Genomic DNA, 16,591 nt, shown 5'->3' with positions numbered 1-16,591 from the left:
TTCAAGTAAAAAGATAAGCACGAGCTTATCTTTTTAATATAATTACATTAATTATGGATCAATCAAGATTATTACACGAACGCTTAGCACAAGTTCCGAAAAAACCTGGTGTGTATTTATGAAAAAATGAACTGAATCAAATTATTTATGTTGGAAAAGCAAATAATTTATTCAAACGAATGCACCAATATTTTAAAGGAAGTATTAATTCATATAAAACCACTAAACTTGTTAGCGAAATTAGCGATTTTGATTTTGTGGTTAAAGACAATGAATCCAGTGCTTTAATTCTAGAAAAACAATACATAGAAAAATATAAACCTAAATACAATATCAATCTCAAAGATGATAAAACTTACAGCTATATTAAGGTGGCAATAAAAAACAAAAAGATTGAAATTAAGTCTTCTCCAAAGATTAATTTGAATACTGCTAATACTTTTTATTATGGTCCAATTACAGCCGGTTTTAAACGAAAAGAGCTGATAAATGTGCTCGTAAGAAATTTTTTATTCCATAATGGATTTGAAATTAATCAACGAAATGAGAAAGAATTACAAACAACTTACCATGAAATTATCAATGTCCTTAAACTTAAAAATAATGATTTTATTAAACAACTATACAACAAACGAGACCAAGCTTCTCAACGTATGGATTTTGAAGTAGCAATTGAATATCGTGATTCAATTGAACTTCTTGAACAAATGAAAAAACGTCAAGTCAGCGAAATTAGCAATAAAAAGAATATTGATGTATTTGTTTTTAAACATATTGATAACACTATACATGTTTTTGAAATGAGTTTTTGCTTTGGAGTGCAAGTAGCTCATCGCTATTTTTTTATCGATTCACTGGTTAATGAACAAAATGATATTAACGAAATTTTAGAGCAATATTATCTCAAACACTCTCAAGCTGATTTAATTGTTTTAGATCCTAAATATGTAGATTGAGATTTTGGGTTTTTGAGTAAAAAAATGGTATTTCCCAAAATTGGAACCTTAAAAAATTTACTCAATCAAGCTTATGATAATTTGAAATATTCTTTTGAACAAAAATACTTAAAGCTACAATCTCAGCAACTAAAAGTTCAGGAATGTTTTAAAAAGCTTGAACAACTATTATCCTTAAACAAACCAATTCATCGCATTTTTATTTTTGATAATTCTAACTTAAACAATAATTTTGTTGTTGGAGTTGGAATGGCTTTTGATGTTCACGGCAACATTAAAACTTTGAATCGAAAATTTGATATTAATAAACTGATTGAGACCAAAGGCAAGCGTGCTGATACTGAATATATGTTCTACAATGTCAAAAATTATTTGAGCATTAATGAATTTCTATTCAAAGATTATGGATATGACGATTTGTTTGTTGTTGATGGCGGAATTACTCAAATTCGAGCTTTTCTTAAAGCGTTAGATAGCATTCCTTTTTTAGATAAAAACAAAATTAATTTAATCGGTTTAGTTAAGGATGATAATCATAATACCCGAGAAATTGTGGTTAGAAATAATTCTCAATTGAAAATTGAGCAGATAGATTTGTTTAATTATTTAAGCTTTTTACAAAGTAAAGTGGATCAGTATGCAAAAGAGTATTTTAGAAGCAAATATTTAAATGCTTCACTTGAAAGTAAACTTTCACAAATTAAAGGGGTAGGAATCGCTTCAGAAATTAAGCTCCTCAAAAATTTTAAAGACTTTGCGTCAATTTACAATGCTACCCAAGAACAATTAGCACAAGTAGTCGGAGCAAAAATTGCTAAAATCATCAAAGAAAATTTGTAGTAAAATAGTGGAATTATTTCCTTTTTAATATTCTATTTATATAAAATAAGCAAATAATTAGTATAATTAGAATACAAAGAAATGAATGAAAGGAATCACATGTCACATAAATACAAATATGCATTAGATAAAGATGGTAAATATACAGTTATGTCCGATCCTAATGAAATGATTAGAATCTTAGATATTAACGGTGATTTAATCGATAAAAAATACAAATCTCCATTATCTAATGATCAACTACTTGAAGCATATAAATGGATGGTATTATCAAGACAACAAGATACATACATGCTTCAACTTCAAAGACAAGGACGTATGTTAACATTTGCTCCAAACTTTGGAGAAGAGGCACTTCAAGTGGCAACAGCTTATGCTATGGATCGTAAAAAAGATTGGTTAGTTCCAGCTTTTAGATCAAACGCAACAATGTTAGCACTTGGTGTACCAATGATTAACCAATTGCTTTACTGAAACGGGAACGAATGAGGTTGCTACATGCCTGAAGGGGTTAACGTAGTTCCAATTAACATTGTTATTGGTGCACAAATTTCGCATGCTGCCGGAATAGCATATGGAATGAAACACAACAAAACAGGTGGAGTTGCAGTTACCTTTATCGGAAATGGTGGAACTACTGAAGGAGAATTTTCAGAAGGAATTAACTTTGCCGCTGTTCAAGAATGACCAGCAGTTTTTTGTATTAACAACAATCAATGAGCTATTTCAACACCAAATCACTTTGAATCAGTTTCTTCAACACTTTCGGTCAAAGCGGCAGCTTATGGATGTGCTGGAATTAGAGTTGATGGAAACGACTTTTTAGCTAGCTATGAAGCTATTAAAGATGCTATTGAATATGCTAGAACCGAAAGCAAACCAATCGTGGTTGAATTTGTAACCTGAAGACAGGGTCCACACACAACTTCAGATAACCCAAGAGTTTATAGAACTGAAACCGAAGAAAAAGAACACGAAAAATGAGAACCAATGCACCGTTTCGAGAAATATTTAACTGACCTTGGTATTTTCAATGAAGAACTTAAAACTAAAATTTGAGCTGAATCTCTAGATTTTGTTAAAAAAACTTACGAAGAAAGCTTGACCAAAATTAATACCAAACTTGAAGATATTTTTGATTACACTTATGAAAAACTTCCAGAATACTTACAAGAACAAAAACAAGAAGCTATTGATTATTGATCAAAAAAAGGAGCTAACTAATGTCTGATACAAAAGTTTTTAACAATATCGAAGCCTTAACTCACTCTCTTGATCTTGCAATGGAAAGAGATCCAAATGTTGTTTTATTTGGAGAGGATGCAGGTTTTGAAGGTGGAGTTTTCCGTGCAACTCAAGGTCTTCAAGCAAAATACGGAGTTCATAGAGTTTTCGATACCCCTATTTCTGAGGCAGCTATTGCTGGAGTTGCTATTGGTGCATCATTAGTTGGATTAAAACCAATTGGTGAAATTCAATTTCAAGGGTTCTCGTTCCCAGCTATGCAACAAATTTTCACTCAAGCAGCTAGATTAAGAAACCGTTCAAGAGGACGTTTACACGTACCTATTGTTATTAGAATGCCTATGGGTGGAGGGATTAGAGCTCTTGAACACCACTCAGAAGCTCTTGAAGCAATTTACTCACACGTCCCAGGTGTGAAAGTTGTTATGCCTGCATTCCCATATGATACTAAAGGATTAATTTTAGCGGCTATTAACGATCCAGATCCAGTTATTTTCCTTGAAAACAAAAAAATCTATCGTGCTGGAAAACAAGAAATTCCTACTGAATACTATGAAGTTGAAATTGGAAAAGCTAATGTTTTAGTTGAAGGAACTGATTTAACTTTAGTGACTTATGGAGCTCAAGTGCACGATTCGCTTTCAGCTCTTAAAAAACTTCAAGCTACAAATCCAGAAATTTCAGTAGAACTTATTGACTTAAGAACCATTAAACCACTTGATCATGCAACCATTGTTGAATCGGTGAAGAAAACTGGAAGATTACTTGTAGTACATGAAGCGGTAAGAAGTTTCTCAGTGTCAGCTGAAATTATGGCTAGAGTTAACGAAAAAGCTTTTGAATACCTTCAAGCTCCAATGTTTCGTTTAACTGGATACGATATTACCGTCCCTCTTCCTAAGGGAGAAAGTTTCCACGCAATTAACGACGAAAAAATCATTGACAAAATTAAAGAAGTTATGTCATATGAAATGTAATATTTAAAAGAGAAGGAGATGAAAAAAATAATGATTAAAGCTACCCCTATTGTCCGTGCAAAAGCGGCCAAACTTGGTATTGACCTTTCTCTTGTTAAAGGAAGCGGAGAAAACGGAAAAATTTTACTTGCTGACCTAGAAGCATTTGCGGCTCAACCAAAACAAAGTGCTCCAAGTAATCCAGAAGTAGTAAGCACACCTACCCCAACAGCGGCTCCAACCGGAGCTGCTGTTCCAACTCCAACCCCAGTAGCACCAAGAGTTGTAACTGGAGAACCATACTCGCAACCAGTTACTCCAATTAGAAAAGCTATTGCTAAAGCCATGACTAATTCATGGGATAATGTAGCATATGTTAATCTAGTTCATGAAATTGATATGACTAGACTTTGGGATTTACGCTCATCGATTAAAGATTTAGTTCTCAAAAATACTGGTGTAAAACTTACCTTTTTACCATATATTTTAAAAGCTGTTTCAGTTGCTTTAAAAGAATTTCCTAAATTTACTGCTAAATACAATGAAGCAAAATCAACTTTAGACTTTCCGGGTGTGATTAACTTAGGGTTTGCTGTTGATACTGAAGCTGGATTAATGGTACCAGTAATCCCTGGAGCTGACCAATTATCAGTTTTAGATTTAGCCAAAGAAATTGCTCGTTTAGCTAAAGCAGCACGTGAAAAAACTATTAAACCTGCCGAAATGAAAGGTGCTGGATTTACCATCACTAACTATGGAAGTGTAGGAAGTTTATTCGGAGTTCCAGTTATTAACTATCCAGAACTTGCAATTGCTGGAGTTGGTGCAATTATTGATAAACCAGTAGTAAAAAATGGTGCAATAGTACCCGGGAAAGTGATGTATATTACTGTTGCAGCTGATCACCGTTGAATTGATGGAGCAGAAATTGGTCGTTTTGCTTCAAGAGTAAAAGAATTACTTGAAAAACCTGAAGTTTTAGGAGTGTACTAATATGTATAAGTTTCAATTTGCTGATATTGGTGAAGGTCTTCACGAAGGTACAGTTGCTGAAATTTATGTAAAAGTCGGACAAGAAGTTAAAGAAGGAGATAATCTTTTTAGTGTCGAAACTGATAAGGTTACTTCAGATATCACCACTCCAGTAAATGGAAAAATCGTTCAAATTATGATGGCTGTAGGTGATGTTATTCACGTTGGCCAAGAAATTTTCTTAATCGATGATGGTTCAGGAGATAGTGCTGAAGCTCCTGCTCCAGCATCGGAAAAAGAACCTGCCAAAGAAGAAAAACCATCAGAAGGTGGCGCTAGCGTTGTTGGTGAATCAGTGGTAAACAATGATTTAATCGACCTTAACTTCTTTAAAAAAGCAGCTCCAATTGTACAAGAAAAACCCAAATCTCCCGAACCTACACAACCAACTACAATTGCAACATCTGGTGATGTTAAACCATACACAGGTAAAGTTGACGAAGAATATGACGTGATTGTGGTTGGATCGGGTCCTGGTGGATATTTAGCTGCTGAAGAGGCTGGTAAGAGCGGATTAAAAACCTTAATTATCGAAAAAGTAAATTGAGGTGGAGTATGTTTAAATACTGGATGTATTCCAACTAAAACCTTGCTTAAAACAGCTGATATCGTGCAACACATTAAACACTCAGGACAATATGGAATTGTATTAAGTAAAGAACAACAAGTTTCTGAAGATGAAACTTGAGTTGCAATGCACAAGCGTAAAGCTGATGTAGTAAGCAAAATCTCAATGGGTGTTCAAATGTTAATGAAAGCTTCTAAAGCTAAAACTTTAGTTGGAGAAGCAAAAGTTATCGGGGATCGTGTTGTTCAAGTTGAAGGTAAAGTTTACCGTGCGAAACATTTAATTCTTGCAACTGGATCATCAGCTAACAAATTAATGAAAATCCCTGGATTTGAGCAAGGATATAAAGATAATAAAATTATTACTTCGAAAGAAGCAATTAACTGAAGTGAAAAACGTCCTAAATCAGTAACTATTATAGGTGGTGGAGTAATTGGACTTGAATTTGCAAGTATTTTCTCAGTGCTTGGAACTAAAGTAACTATTATCCAAAATACTGATCGCTTACTTCCTACCGCTGATAAAGAAGTTTCAGTTGAAGTAGCTAAAATGCTCAAGAACCTTGGAGTTGAAGTGTTATTTGATGCTCAAACTCAAAAATTTGAAAATGATAAACTTTATGTAGAAGTTAAAGGGGAACAAAAAGTTCTTGAACAAGAATTAATCCTTACTGCTACTGGTCGTACACCAAATACACAAGGACTTGAAGAAGCTGGAATTAAACTTGGTTCACGTGGAGAAGTGCTTGTTAACGAACACATGCAAACCAATGTGCCTGGGGTTTATGCAATTGGGGACATGACTGGACAAGCAATGCTTGCTCACGTAGCTTATGCACATGCTATGACTGCTGTGTTTAATATTTTAGGTGATGAACACAAAGGAATTTACAAGCCTAAATCAGTTGCTGGATGTATCTACACCAGTCCAGAAATTGCATTTATTGGACTTACTGAAGAACAAGCTCTTGCTCAAGGTAAAAACGTTTTTAGTTCAAAATACTCATTTGAACGTTTAGGAAAAGCAATTGCTTCAGTAAATAATGTTGGATTTGTCAAACTTATTGTTGACAAAGAATTTGGTGAAATTCTTGGAGCCTGAATGGTTGGTCCAAATGTAACCGATTATGTTGCCGAAATTGCTGTAGCAATGGAACAAGAATTAAGCGTGCACGAAATTGCACACACTATTCACCCACACCCAACATATGGAGAAATTATTTGAGAAGCAGCTCGTGCAGCTAGTCTTAAACTTTCTCTTGAATCAATGAAAAGATAATTTAAAATTATTAAGTACTCACAAATAAAACCACAATTTCGTATTGTGGTTTTATTCTATTAAGATAATAACTACAATTTATTTGTTTGTGATAGAATCATCGTTAAATTGTGGATCTTGGATTTTCTTTCTGTTATTAATAAAGGCAATGAAAAAAGTTAAAATTTTTTCACGTTTTTGATCAAAAATCTTATTACTAAAGTGGAGAAGAAAAAATATCACCTTTGAAAAGGTGATATCCATGATAAAAATCTTAAGCTTTATTATTTGAACCAAATTCACGAATTTTGTCTCTAACCACTTGACACATTGCTTTAAAACCGGGAAGATAAAGCTTTCTTGGATCAAAGTTTTTACCTTTTAAATCTTCACCTGAAAGAATATATTCTCTTATCGCTTTGTGGTTTGCTTGTTGTAATTCTGTATTAACGTTAATTTTAGTGACACCGAGTGAAATAGCTTTTTGAATTTGATCGCTTGGAATTCCGCTCCCTCCATGAAGTACAATTCCAATTCCAGCTACTTGAGAAATCTTTTCAAGAGTTTCAAAACTTAATGATTTTCACGATTTTGGATATGGTCCGTGAATATTTCCAATTCCAGCTGCTAAAACATCAATTCCAAGTGAAGCCATTTTAGTTGCTTGAACTGGATCAGCAAATTCGCCATCGCCCACAATCCCATCTTCTTCTCCTCCAATAGTTCCAACTTCAGCTTCAAATGAATATCCTTTTTGTTTGGCAATTTCCACAAGTTCTGCAGTTTTTTGGAAATTTTCTTCAAATGGAAAATGTGAACCATCAAACATCACCGATGTATAACCATCTGTTTCTAGAGCTTTTTTAACTCCATCATATGATCCGTGATCAAGATGTAATGCAACTGGAATTGAAATGTTAAGTTCTTCAATAAGACCTTTAATCATTCCACTCACTACCTTGAATCCACCCATGTATTTTAAAGCTCCTTCGCTAGTTGCAATAATTACTGGTGATTGTTCTTCTTGTGCAGTTAATAGTACTGCTTTTGCTCATTCTAAATTATTAATATTAATATGTGGGATGGCGTATTTACCGTCTTTGGCTTTTTTTAGCATTTCAGATGCGTTTACTAATGGCATGTTATTACTCCTTTGTTAAAAAAATTCAGCATTTTTACTTTGTCATGTTCCGTCCGAGTTTCTTTCAAAACGTCTATCAACGGTTAACAATGTATAAAGCTCTCCGATCTTACGCTCTCTAACTTTTTCATAAGGAATTTCGTTAGAAACAAAATTTAATGTTCAAGTTTGTTTAAGCTCATTTTCAACCACTTCAAAAATTTCGTTAAATTCAAATTTTTTCAATGGATCTTTTTTAATTTCGTCAATTGCAATATCCAACATTGTTCTCATAATAGATCCTTTCGCTGATTAATTATGACAATTAATCAAATTATAAATATTTTAAACTACTTACATAAAAGTCATAAATTATTTGTCTAAAAATTCAAGACTTTTACATTTTATTAGGAGCAGAGACACCAATTAAATTAAGTCCTAGTTTTAAAGTATTCTTAGTTGCTAAAACAACATAAGCTAAAGTATTTTGGTTTTCTGAACCAATAATCTTACTTTCAGAATAAAAACTATTAAAAGCTTTTGCTAAATCAATTAAGTATTGCACCATTAAATTAACTTTTAAAGTATTTGCAATTGTTTTAATTAATTCAGGAAATTTATCTAATTCTAAAATTAATTTTTGCAATTTTTCTGATGTTATAAAATGATAATTTATATCATTCAAAGTAAGTTTGTTTAATAAAGCAAATGCCCTTGAGTGTGCGTATTGGACGATAAAAACTGGATTTTTCTGATCTTTTTGATTTGATAAGTTAATATCAAAATCAAATTTACTATTAACTTCTCGACTAAGCATACTAAAACGCACTGCATCTGTTGAACTTTCAGCAAGTAAATCACTTAAAAAAACACTAGTTCCTGCACGCTTAGACATTTTATATTCTTGTCCGTTTTTAAGTAAACGAACCAATTGAACTACTAAAATTTCAACCTTATCTTGCGAATATCCTAAACAAGTTAAAGCAATTTTCATTCGATTGATATAACCTGAATGATCTGCTCCTCAAACATTAAGAAGTTTTTGAGCTTTATTTGCTTTAATTAGGTGATAAGCAATATCTGGAAGTAAATATGTATAAGTGCCGTCCTGTTTAATAAGGACACGATCCTTATCATCTCCAAATTTTTCTGTTTGAAGAAATAGAGCACGATCTTTAGTGTAAGTATGTTGTTTAAGATTATCTAAAACTACTTCAATTGCATTCTGATCATATAAAGATTGTTCACTAAAGAATGTATCAAAGGTGACATTAAAATTAGCTAAATCACTTTTAATCTTGTTTAAAAGAATATTAATACAAATTTGTTTAAACTCTTTTGTATCTGTTTTATCTATGAATTTGTCATTATATTTTTCTTTGATTTTGTTAGCAAGTCAAACAATATCTTCGCCCCGATATGATGTTTCAGGAAATTGCATTTTAATTCCGAAAAGATCATGATATCTTACTGATGTTGATTCGGTTAGGATATTAATTTGATTTCCAGCATCGTTAATGTAATATTCTTTTTCAACATGATGCCCTGCGTGAGTTAAAATACGAGCCAGCGAATCTCCAACAGCCGCACCACGAGCGTGCCCAACGTGTAAAAATCCAGTTGGATTTGCTGAAACAAATTCTAAATTAATTTTTTCGCTTGCAACTTGATTCTTACCATAATTTTCATTTAATTGAGCAATTTGTTCAACCTTTTTAATTAATTGTTGATCATTAATGACAAGATTAATAAATCCAGGCTTAGCAACATCAATTTGAGCAAAAAATGGATCATTTTGTAATTGAGTTTGAATGACATTTGCTAGTGTTAAAGGAGATTCATTGAAATATTTTTTAGTTATAAAAGCAACATTAGTAGCAAAATGATAATTTGTTCCTTGACTATTTAAATCATCTGGAACATTAGGTGTAGAAAGGTTGTAATTAAGTGAATTAATTTGCAATTGATCGCTTAAAACCTTTTGCTCTTTTAATTGTGCTAAAACGTTATTAATTTTTTCTTTTATTTCCAAAAATAAGCTCATATTTCTCCTTATAGTCTTTTAATTATATAAGAAAAAAGTGATTAAAACATATATAATTTATTTATGTTTTACAAAATCTATGTATGTGGTCCAACGGTTTATAATAGTGTGCATATTGGAAACATTAGACCCATTTTATCAATGGATCTAATTTTAAAAGCAGCTCGAAATTTAGGAAAAAAATTTTATTTTGTTCACAATATTACCGATATTGACGACAAAATTATTAATCGAGCAATTCAAGAAAATGTCTCTGAAAAACAAATTGCTCAAAAGTATGCTCAAGAGTACCTTAGCTTACTTGAACAATTAAATGTAAACACTATTTCAAAAATTGAATATGTAACTGAAAACTTACAACACATTGATAAGTTTATTAAAAATTTAATTATTAGTAAAAATGCATACATAGATACAGATAAAAATGTATGGTTTGATGTTGGTAAGAACCAAGAGCAATATGGTTCTGTTTCAAATCAAAAACTTGATAATATGATTTTTGAAGATACTCAATATCAAAAAAGACATCCAGCTGATTTTGCTTTATGGAAAACTAAAACACCCGGTGTGCAATATCCTTCATCTTTTGGAAATGGAAGACCAGGATGACATACTGAATGTTGCGTGATCATTTACAAAAATTTTGGTTCACAAGGTGTTGATGTTCATGGAGGTGGGACTGACCTTATTTTTCCGCATCATGAAAATGAAAATATTCAATTTCAATCTTTAACCGGAAATAAAATAACAAAAAAATGACTTCGTACAGGGACCCTTAACTTAAATGGAATTAAAATGTCTAAATCATTAAACAATGTTATTTTAGCTAAGGATTTTGTTAATATTCATGGAGCTGATGTTTATAAATTTATTTTACTTATGAACTCAATTACTGGAATTATTAATCTAGATGATAATGCGATTAATAACGCAAATAAACTCATTAACAAGATTACAAAAATTTATTTCAAAATATTTAAATCACAAATTTCAAATATATTATATGACCAAGAAATATTTAAACAAGCTATGGGTTTTATTTTAGAGCTTAATTTTTCTAAATTCATGAATCTTATACACGATCTCATTAAAAAAGCTAATAATAATCCTGTTTATGCAATCACATTAATTAAAATCTTTAACTCAATGGACTTTAATTTTCAAAATATTAATTATCAAGAATACTTAATTTTATATAAACAATGAGAAGTACTTAATTCACAAAAAAAATATGAACAAAGTGACCAGATTCGAAGTCTTCTAATTAAGAAGGGAATTTTTTAAATGCATAAATTCATAATCAGCGGCAAAAACTCTGTGCTTGAAGCTTATAAAAATAATTTACCCATTTTAAAAATCTTAGTATCTAAAAAAGAACATGCGAGTCTTTTTGATTCTAAAAAAACAATGATCCAGATTGTTGATTCTCAAAAACTCAATCAAATTAGCAAAGAAAATCACCAAGGTTTTATAGCTTATTTACAAGAGATTAACTATAAAGATACTAATCACTTGATTAAGACTAAACCAAAAGGGGTTTTAGTCCTTGACAAAATTCAAGATCCCCATAATTTTGGAGCAATCATTCGAACTGCTAACGCAGCTGGGATTAAGGATATTATTTATCCTAAGGAAAATTCTTGTGATATTACTCCAACTGTTTTAAAAGTTGCAAGTGGTGGTTTTGTTAATATGAATTTTTATCGAGTCAATTCAATTAGTGCCACTATTACTAAGCTTAAAAAAGCAGGTTTTTGAGCTTATGCAACCACACTTAATTCAAATTCAGTAAACCATTCTCAAGTTAATTACAATACACCTTCACTTTTAATTATCGGTAATGAAGGTAACGGTATTTCAAAAAGTGTTCTTTCAGTTGCTGATCAGAGTGTTTATATTAAACAATATGGAAGTGTTCAATCATTAAACGCATCGGTAGCAACTGGAATCATTCTCTTTGATTTTGCTAACAAGGTTAATGAAGAATAAATGCTATATTTATCGTAAAGATTTAAGAGATGAAATTATTAATTATTTCGAACTTCATAATTTTATAAGAATTCGATCATCGCATTTATTAAGTTTAATTTACGAATTTATTAAATATAAAATTCGTTCATTAGCACGTAAAATTTTACGTTTACACTCATTTAATAATGGTATTTGTGAAGAAGAAATTCAAAATTATATTTATTCAATTCTGCTTGAAATTATTGAATATTGGAAGAATTTTCTTCATATGCCTTTTGAAGCGTATTTTTGATATACAATTAAATTAAAAATGATTAACTATATTAATAAAATCAATAATCGTCAATTTGATTTTGAAGAAAAAATAGCTAATAATATCAATAATTTAAAAGGAATTATTCACAGTTATGATTTAAATAATTCAAATCATGATGAATCTGGAATCTATAATTTAGATTTTCTTAAATCTATTTCTTCAGATTCAGAGTATAAATTTTTAATCAGTCAATTGAATCGCGAAACTTCTGTAACTGACCTTTACACAACTTATCAAAAGAATAAGTTTATTCGTTCAATCAATTTTAAAATTCAGCAATTTCAGAAAAATAATTATTAAAAAATAAGGAATCCAATGGAAGATAAGTATTCAAAAATCCACATTTTTAGTACAGATACAGTCACTGGAATTGGTGGACCAATTAGCGAACAAACTCTTGAATTATTATACGAGCTTAAAAATCGACCACGTGATAAAAAAATTATGATTTTAGTTTCCTCAATTCAACAAGCTCAAAAGTTTAAACAATGAAATGATATGGCAACTCAAGTTGCCGAAAAATATTGGCCCGGAGCATATAGTATCATTATTAATGACCAAGGTTTTAGGATGCCTAATAATCAATTGTTATTAAATTTTTTAGAACAAAATGGCCCAATGTATGTGACTAGTGCAAATTTATCAGGAAGCAAACCAATTAGCATTGATCAAGCTCACAATATTTTTCCTCAAGTAAAAAATGTACATAATTTTGGAGAATCTTCAGGTAAACCAAGCACATTAATTAATTTAGATAAAAATTTTCAAATTATCAAAAGAGATTAATTTGGATAATTTAAATAGCAAATCAAAATCGATAAAGTAGTACTAAAAGCAACAAATAAAAATGAATATAAACTATTATGTCTGTGAACTTCTTGTTTTTGTTCAAGCATAATATTGCGAATTTTAGCATCATTTGGACTTAGATTTTTTAACTTTGCTTGTCTTTCTTTGTGTTTACCTACATTTTTTAAGAAGCTATTTTTACCAACAACAATAACTAAATTGACAAAAAAAGAAATTGCAAAAGCAATAATTAAAGCATCTATAAGTTGTTGTTGGTTTGAAAAATCATATTTTGAACGAGATATGAGAATAATAATTCCCACTAAAACAGAATGAAAAAGAATTATTAGATAAAATTTTACTGTTTTTATTTCGTATATAAAACGATGTATTAGATAATTTAATATTTTTTTCATTTCATCTCTCTAATTAGCTAATTAAAATTTAAGGTATTTAATAATTAACTTTATAGCTTGCAAAAGAGTGCAAGCTATTTTTATAAATTATAACTGATAAAAACTATCTTAAATTGTAAAAATCAATTGCTTTTTAAATATAAATAAAGGTATTATAATATAAATTATGCCAGAATATCCAGAAGTAACCGTCGTTAGAAAAACCCTACAAAATGAAGTTAAAGGGCACAAAATACTTAATGTTAAAATTTTTGATCCTAAATTTATTAAGAATGCATCGGCCAAAGATTTTATTAATTTTGTTAAGGGTGAAATAATTGAAGATATCTCAAACGTTGGGAAATTTTTAGTCTTTCATTTAAGTAATAATAAACGTTTTCTTTCTCATCTTCGGATGGAAGGTAAATATTATATTCGAGATGAACAAGTTTTAGAAAATTATCATTTTAAGCATGATTATTTATACTTTTACCTAGAAAATAAGGGTGTTTTAGCTTATAATGATACTCGTAAATTTGGAAGCTTTGAAATCTTAGATCCTTCTGAGAATGATGTAAGTATTCATGAACTTAAAAATTTAGCTCAATTACCAGCTTTTGTGGATGTTGACCAACTTTATAATAAACTCCAAAAATCAAATAAGTCAATAAAAACTATTTTGCTTGACCAATCATTAATTTTAGGAATTGGTAATATTTATGCTGACGAATCATTGTATCATTGCAATATTTTCCCAATGACTAAAGCTAAAGATCTTTCAAAAGAACAATTAAAAAATTTACTTAACACAGCTCAAGAAATAATGGATCAAAGTATTGTTGCTGGCGGAAGCTCAGTGCATTCATATCAATCAGTTAATGGAGTAATTGGAACCTTTCAAAATGAACTCAAGGTATACGGAAAAGCCAAGAGTGTATGTATGAAATGTAAGCGTTCAGAAATTGTTAAAGTAAAATTAGATTTTAAACCCAACGGGAGAGGAACAAGTTATTGCCCTGTTTGTCAGAAAGACCCTTATGAATAATAAACTTATCATTGTCGTTGATATGTTGAACGGATTTGCTCATTCTGGGCCATTAGCTAGTGAAAACATAACAAAAATTATTCAACCAATTGCTCGTGAACTCTCAAAGGGTGATGATGTAATTTTTGTTTGTGATGCTCATAATGATAGCGATTTAGAAATGAAACAATATCCATTACATTGTCAAAAAGATAGTACTCAAGCACAAATAGTTTCAGAATTAAAGAATTTTATAACACCAACCAATGTTTATTACAAAAATACAACTAATGCTTTTTGAGAATTGCTTGCATTAAATATTTGGAATGAATATGATCAATTTTTAATTGTAGGATGTTGTACTGATATTTGTATTTTGCAACTAGCATTATCAATTCGTACTTATTTTAACAAAATTAATATGGACAAAGAAATCATTGTTGATTCATCACTTGTTGCAACTTATGATTCAAATGAACATAATGCCCAAGAATTTCATCAATTTGCACTAAAATTAATGGCCCAAGCAGGAGTTAAAATTATTTAATATGTTCAAAAAGTTGGAAATTGATCTCCATGGTTATGAGTGAATTGAAGCTCAAAATAAAATTTTGCTCTTAATTGATGATTTAAAAAAGTTCAAAGTTGATAAAGTATTATTCATCACTGGCAAAGGTACTGGAGCATTAATTACTCAAACTACCAAACTACTTGATGATCATTTAATTACATGAGAATTAGTTAATAATAACGGAGCTGTTTTAGCTTATATCCACAATTCAAGAGATAATTGAGCATTTTGGAATCATTATCAAACTAATTCCAGACTAGACCAAGCTGAACTCGAAGAAATTTTTAATGTCTCTTTAAATGAGTTTAAAAAACTAAAATAAGCTATAATAATTTTATGAAAAAAAGTTTGTTTAAATTAGCAATAAAAGACGCAAAAGGACAACTTAAAAAGGGTAACATTTTTATGTTAGCCACTGCATTTATTTTAGGAAATGTTTTTGGTGCATTAGTTTCTTCTTTTGCTAATGATATTTTAATGGGAATGATTACTTCAATAGTTGGCGAAAACGATTTAGATAAATTAAGTTATAAAGCTATTAAGTATGGAAAATTTTTAGGAGCTTTAATTTATTTTATTGTTGTTTCACTGTTTGTGTTTGTTTTTTTATCAGTTTATTTCACTGTGATTCGAATTAAAAATCGTTATATAACTGATGGTAAAAACGAACCAAAACCAGAGAAAAAACCTGAACCAACTACTGAACAATTAATCCTTGAAGAATTAAAAAATATTAATACCAAACTCAGCAAAGAATAAGACCCATACTGAGGTCTTTTTTTCTGATTTGCACATTCTACAGTTAAAAAAAGCTATAGCTTTTTTAACTGAAAAAGTTATAATTTAAAAATGTATATTATTAAAATTTAAGGAGAGTTATGTTAAAAGTTATTTCACACCCTTTGATCGATATCAAGTTAACTAAAATGCGTTCAGTTACCACTGATCATTTAGGGTTTAAAAACAATCTAAACGAGATTGCATCATTAATGGTTTATGAAGTCATGCGTGATTACGTTACCAAAAATAAAGAGGTCGCAACACCCTTGGTTAAAAATTTTGTTGGAAAAGATTTTGACAAGGAAATTATTATCGTGCCAATTTTACGTGCTGGATTAGGAATGGTTGATGGCTTAATCCAACTTATGCCACAAGCAAAAGTTGGACACATTGGAATTTATCGTAATGAAGAAACCCTTCAACCGGTTGAATATTTTTATAAAATGCCTGAAGTAAGTAAAGATTCACACGTTATTGTTGTTGACCCTATGCTTGCAACTGGAAATTCAGCTGTAGATGCAATTCAAACCCTTTATAAGGATGGATTTACTAATGTCCAATTAGTTTGCTTAGTTGGTGTGCAAGCTGGTGTTGATAATGTTGAGAAACATTTTGGTAAAGATTTTAAAATTTATCTAGCTGCACTTGATGAAAAGCTTAATGAAAATGGTTACATTGTGCCTGGTCTTGGTGATGCTGGAGATCGTATCTTTGGTACCAAATAAGA

The 16,591-nt window shown here is 30.5% G+C and carries 18 protein-coding genes; 14 read left to right on the top strand and 4 right to left on the bottom strand.

What is annotated here, in order from left to right:
* Nucleotides 1–53 precede the first annotated feature (53 nt).
* The 5 genes from NPA11_RS02260 to lpdA all read left to right on the top strand — a co-directional run bounded on the left by NPA11_RS02260 (nt 54) and on the right by lpdA (nt 6,875).
* Nucleotides 54–1,796: a GIY-YIG nuclease family protein gene (locus tag NPA11_RS02260; protein ID WP_257043230.1), complete on the top strand. Its 1,743-nt coding sequence runs from the start codon at nt 54–56 to the stop codon at nt 1,794–1,796.
* 99 nt (nt 1,797–1,895) lie between these two features.
* Nucleotides 1,896–3,020 (top strand): pyruvate dehydrogenase (acetyl-transferring) E1 component subunit alpha, encoded by a 1,125-nt coding sequence (pdhA, locus tag NPA11_RS02255; RefSeq protein WP_257043228.1) that lies wholly within the window; start codon nt 1,896–1,898, stop codon nt 3,018–3,020.
* A complete protein-coding gene (locus NPA11_RS02250) occupies nt 3,020–4,018 on the top strand; it encodes an alpha-ketoacid dehydrogenase subunit beta (protein ID WP_257043226.1) in 999 nt (332 codons plus the stop codon). Before pdhA ends, NPA11_RS02250 begins: the two co-directional genes overlap by 1 nt.
* A gap of 18 nt (nt 4,019–4,036) precedes the next feature.
* A complete protein-coding gene (locus NPA11_RS02245; protein WP_373457153.1) occupies nt 4,037–4,990 on the top strand; it encodes a 2-oxo acid dehydrogenase subunit E2 in 954 nt (317 codons plus the stop codon).
* Nucleotide 4,991: 1 nt separating this feature from the next.
* Nucleotides 4,992–6,875: a dihydrolipoyl dehydrogenase gene (gene lpdA / locus NPA11_RS02240; RefSeq protein WP_257043225.1), complete on the top strand. Its 1,884-nt coding sequence runs from the start codon at nt 4,992–4,994 to the stop codon at nt 6,873–6,875.
* A gap of 253 nt (nt 6,876–7,128) precedes the next feature.
* On the opposite strand, the gene fba is transcribed toward lpdA, so the two are convergent.
* The 3 genes from fba to argS all read right to left on the bottom strand — a co-directional run bounded on the left by fba (nt 7,129) and on the right by argS (nt 10,018).
* Nucleotides 7,129–7,995 carry a class II fructose-1,6-bisphosphate aldolase gene (gene fba / locus NPA11_RS02235; protein WP_257043224.1) on the bottom strand — a complete coding sequence of 289 codons (867 nt, stop codon included), beginning with the start codon at nt 7,993–7,995 and terminating at the stop codon, nt 7,129–7,131.
* A gap of 15 nt (nt 7,996–8,010) precedes the next feature.
* The gene (gene rpoE, locus NPA11_RS02230; protein ID WP_257043222.1) at nt 8,011–8,268 is read right to left on the bottom strand and encodes a DNA-directed RNA polymerase subunit delta; all 258 of its coding nucleotides are present in this window, start codon (nt 8,266–8,268) and stop codon (nt 8,011–8,013) included.
* Nucleotides 8,269–8,371: 103 nt separating this feature from the next.
* Nucleotides 8,372–10,018 (bottom strand): arginine--tRNA ligase, encoded by a 1,647-nt coding sequence (gene argS / locus NPA11_RS02225; protein WP_257043220.1) that lies wholly within the window; start codon nt 10,016–10,018, stop codon nt 8,372–8,374.
* Nucleotides 10,019–10,081: 63 nt separating this feature from the next.
* On the opposite strand from argS, the gene NPA11_RS02220 reads away from it, so the two are divergent.
* Genes NPA11_RS02220 through NPA11_RS02205 form a run of 4 tightly spaced genes read left to right on the top strand, consistent with a single transcriptional unit; the run spans nt 10,082 to nt 13,091 of the window.
* Nucleotides 10,082–11,302, top strand: coding sequence for a class I tRNA ligase family protein (locus NPA11_RS02220; protein ID WP_257043218.1), 1,221 nt, complete (start codon nt 10,082–10,084; stop codon nt 11,300–11,302).
* On the top strand, nt 11,303–12,007 hold the full coding sequence (gene rlmB, locus NPA11_RS02215; RefSeq protein WP_257043216.1) for a 23S rRNA (guanosine(2251)-2'-O)-methyltransferase RlmB: 705 nt from the start codon (nt 11,303–11,305) through the stop codon (nt 12,005–12,007).
* Nucleotides 11,997–12,605 carry a hypothetical protein gene (locus NPA11_RS02210; RefSeq protein WP_257043214.1) on the top strand — a complete coding sequence of 203 codons (609 nt, stop codon included), beginning with the start codon at nt 11,997–11,999 and terminating at the stop codon, nt 12,603–12,605. The genes rlmB and NPA11_RS02210 overlap by 11 nt, the downstream gene beginning before the upstream one ends.
* 15 nt (nt 12,606–12,620) lie before the next feature.
* The gene (locus NPA11_RS02205) at nt 12,621–13,091 is read left to right on the top strand and encodes a Sua5/YciO/YrdC/YwlC family protein (protein WP_257043212.1); all 471 of its coding nucleotides are present in this window, start codon (nt 12,621–12,623) and stop codon (nt 13,089–13,091) included.
* On the opposite strand, the gene NPA11_RS02200 is transcribed toward NPA11_RS02205, so the two are convergent.
* Nucleotides 13,088–13,510, bottom strand: coding sequence for a hypothetical protein (locus NPA11_RS02200; protein ID WP_257043210.1), 423 nt, complete (start codon nt 13,508–13,510; stop codon nt 13,088–13,090). The genes NPA11_RS02205 and NPA11_RS02200 overlap by 4 nt on opposite strands.
* A gap of 166 nt (nt 13,511–13,676) precedes the next feature.
* Between NPA11_RS02200 and mutM the strand changes: the two genes are divergently transcribed.
* From mutM to upp, 5 genes are all read left to right on the top strand, one after another.
* Nucleotides 13,677–14,534 carry a DNA-formamidopyrimidine glycosylase gene (mutM, locus tag NPA11_RS02195; protein WP_257043208.1) on the top strand — a complete coding sequence of 286 codons (858 nt, stop codon included), beginning with the start codon at nt 13,677–13,679 and terminating at the stop codon, nt 14,532–14,534.
* Nucleotides 14,527–15,060, top strand: coding sequence for a cysteine hydrolase family protein (locus NPA11_RS02190; RefSeq protein ID WP_257043206.1), 534 nt, complete (start codon nt 14,527–14,529; stop codon nt 15,058–15,060). The genes mutM and NPA11_RS02190 overlap by 8 nt, the downstream gene beginning before the upstream one ends.
* A 1-nt stretch (nt 15,061) precedes the next feature.
* Nucleotides 15,062–15,406 (top strand): Smr/MutS family protein, encoded by a 345-nt coding sequence (locus NPA11_RS02185; RefSeq protein ID WP_257043204.1) that lies wholly within the window; start codon nt 15,062–15,064, stop codon nt 15,404–15,406.
* A gap of 14 nt (nt 15,407–15,420) precedes the next feature.
* Nucleotides 15,421–15,843, top strand: a complete 423-nt coding sequence (locus NPA11_RS02180; RefSeq protein WP_257043202.1) for an MscL family protein — start codon at nt 15,421–15,423, stop codon at nt 15,841–15,843.
* A 119-nt stretch (nt 15,844–15,962) separates the two neighbouring features.
* Entirely contained in the window at nt 15,963–16,589 is a 627-nt protein-coding gene (gene upp, locus NPA11_RS02175) for a uracil phosphoribosyltransferase (protein WP_257043200.1), read from the top strand.
* Nucleotides 16,590–16,591 lie beyond the last annotated feature (2 nt).

This window comes from Mycoplasma sp. 1578d, assembly GCF_024582695.1.
Lineage (GTDB): Bacteria > Bacillota_I > Bacilli_A > Mycoplasmatales > Metamycoplasmataceae > Mycoplasmopsis.
Note: the sequence above shows the minus strand (reverse complement) of the source record. Positions and strands in the feature narration are given on the sequence as shown.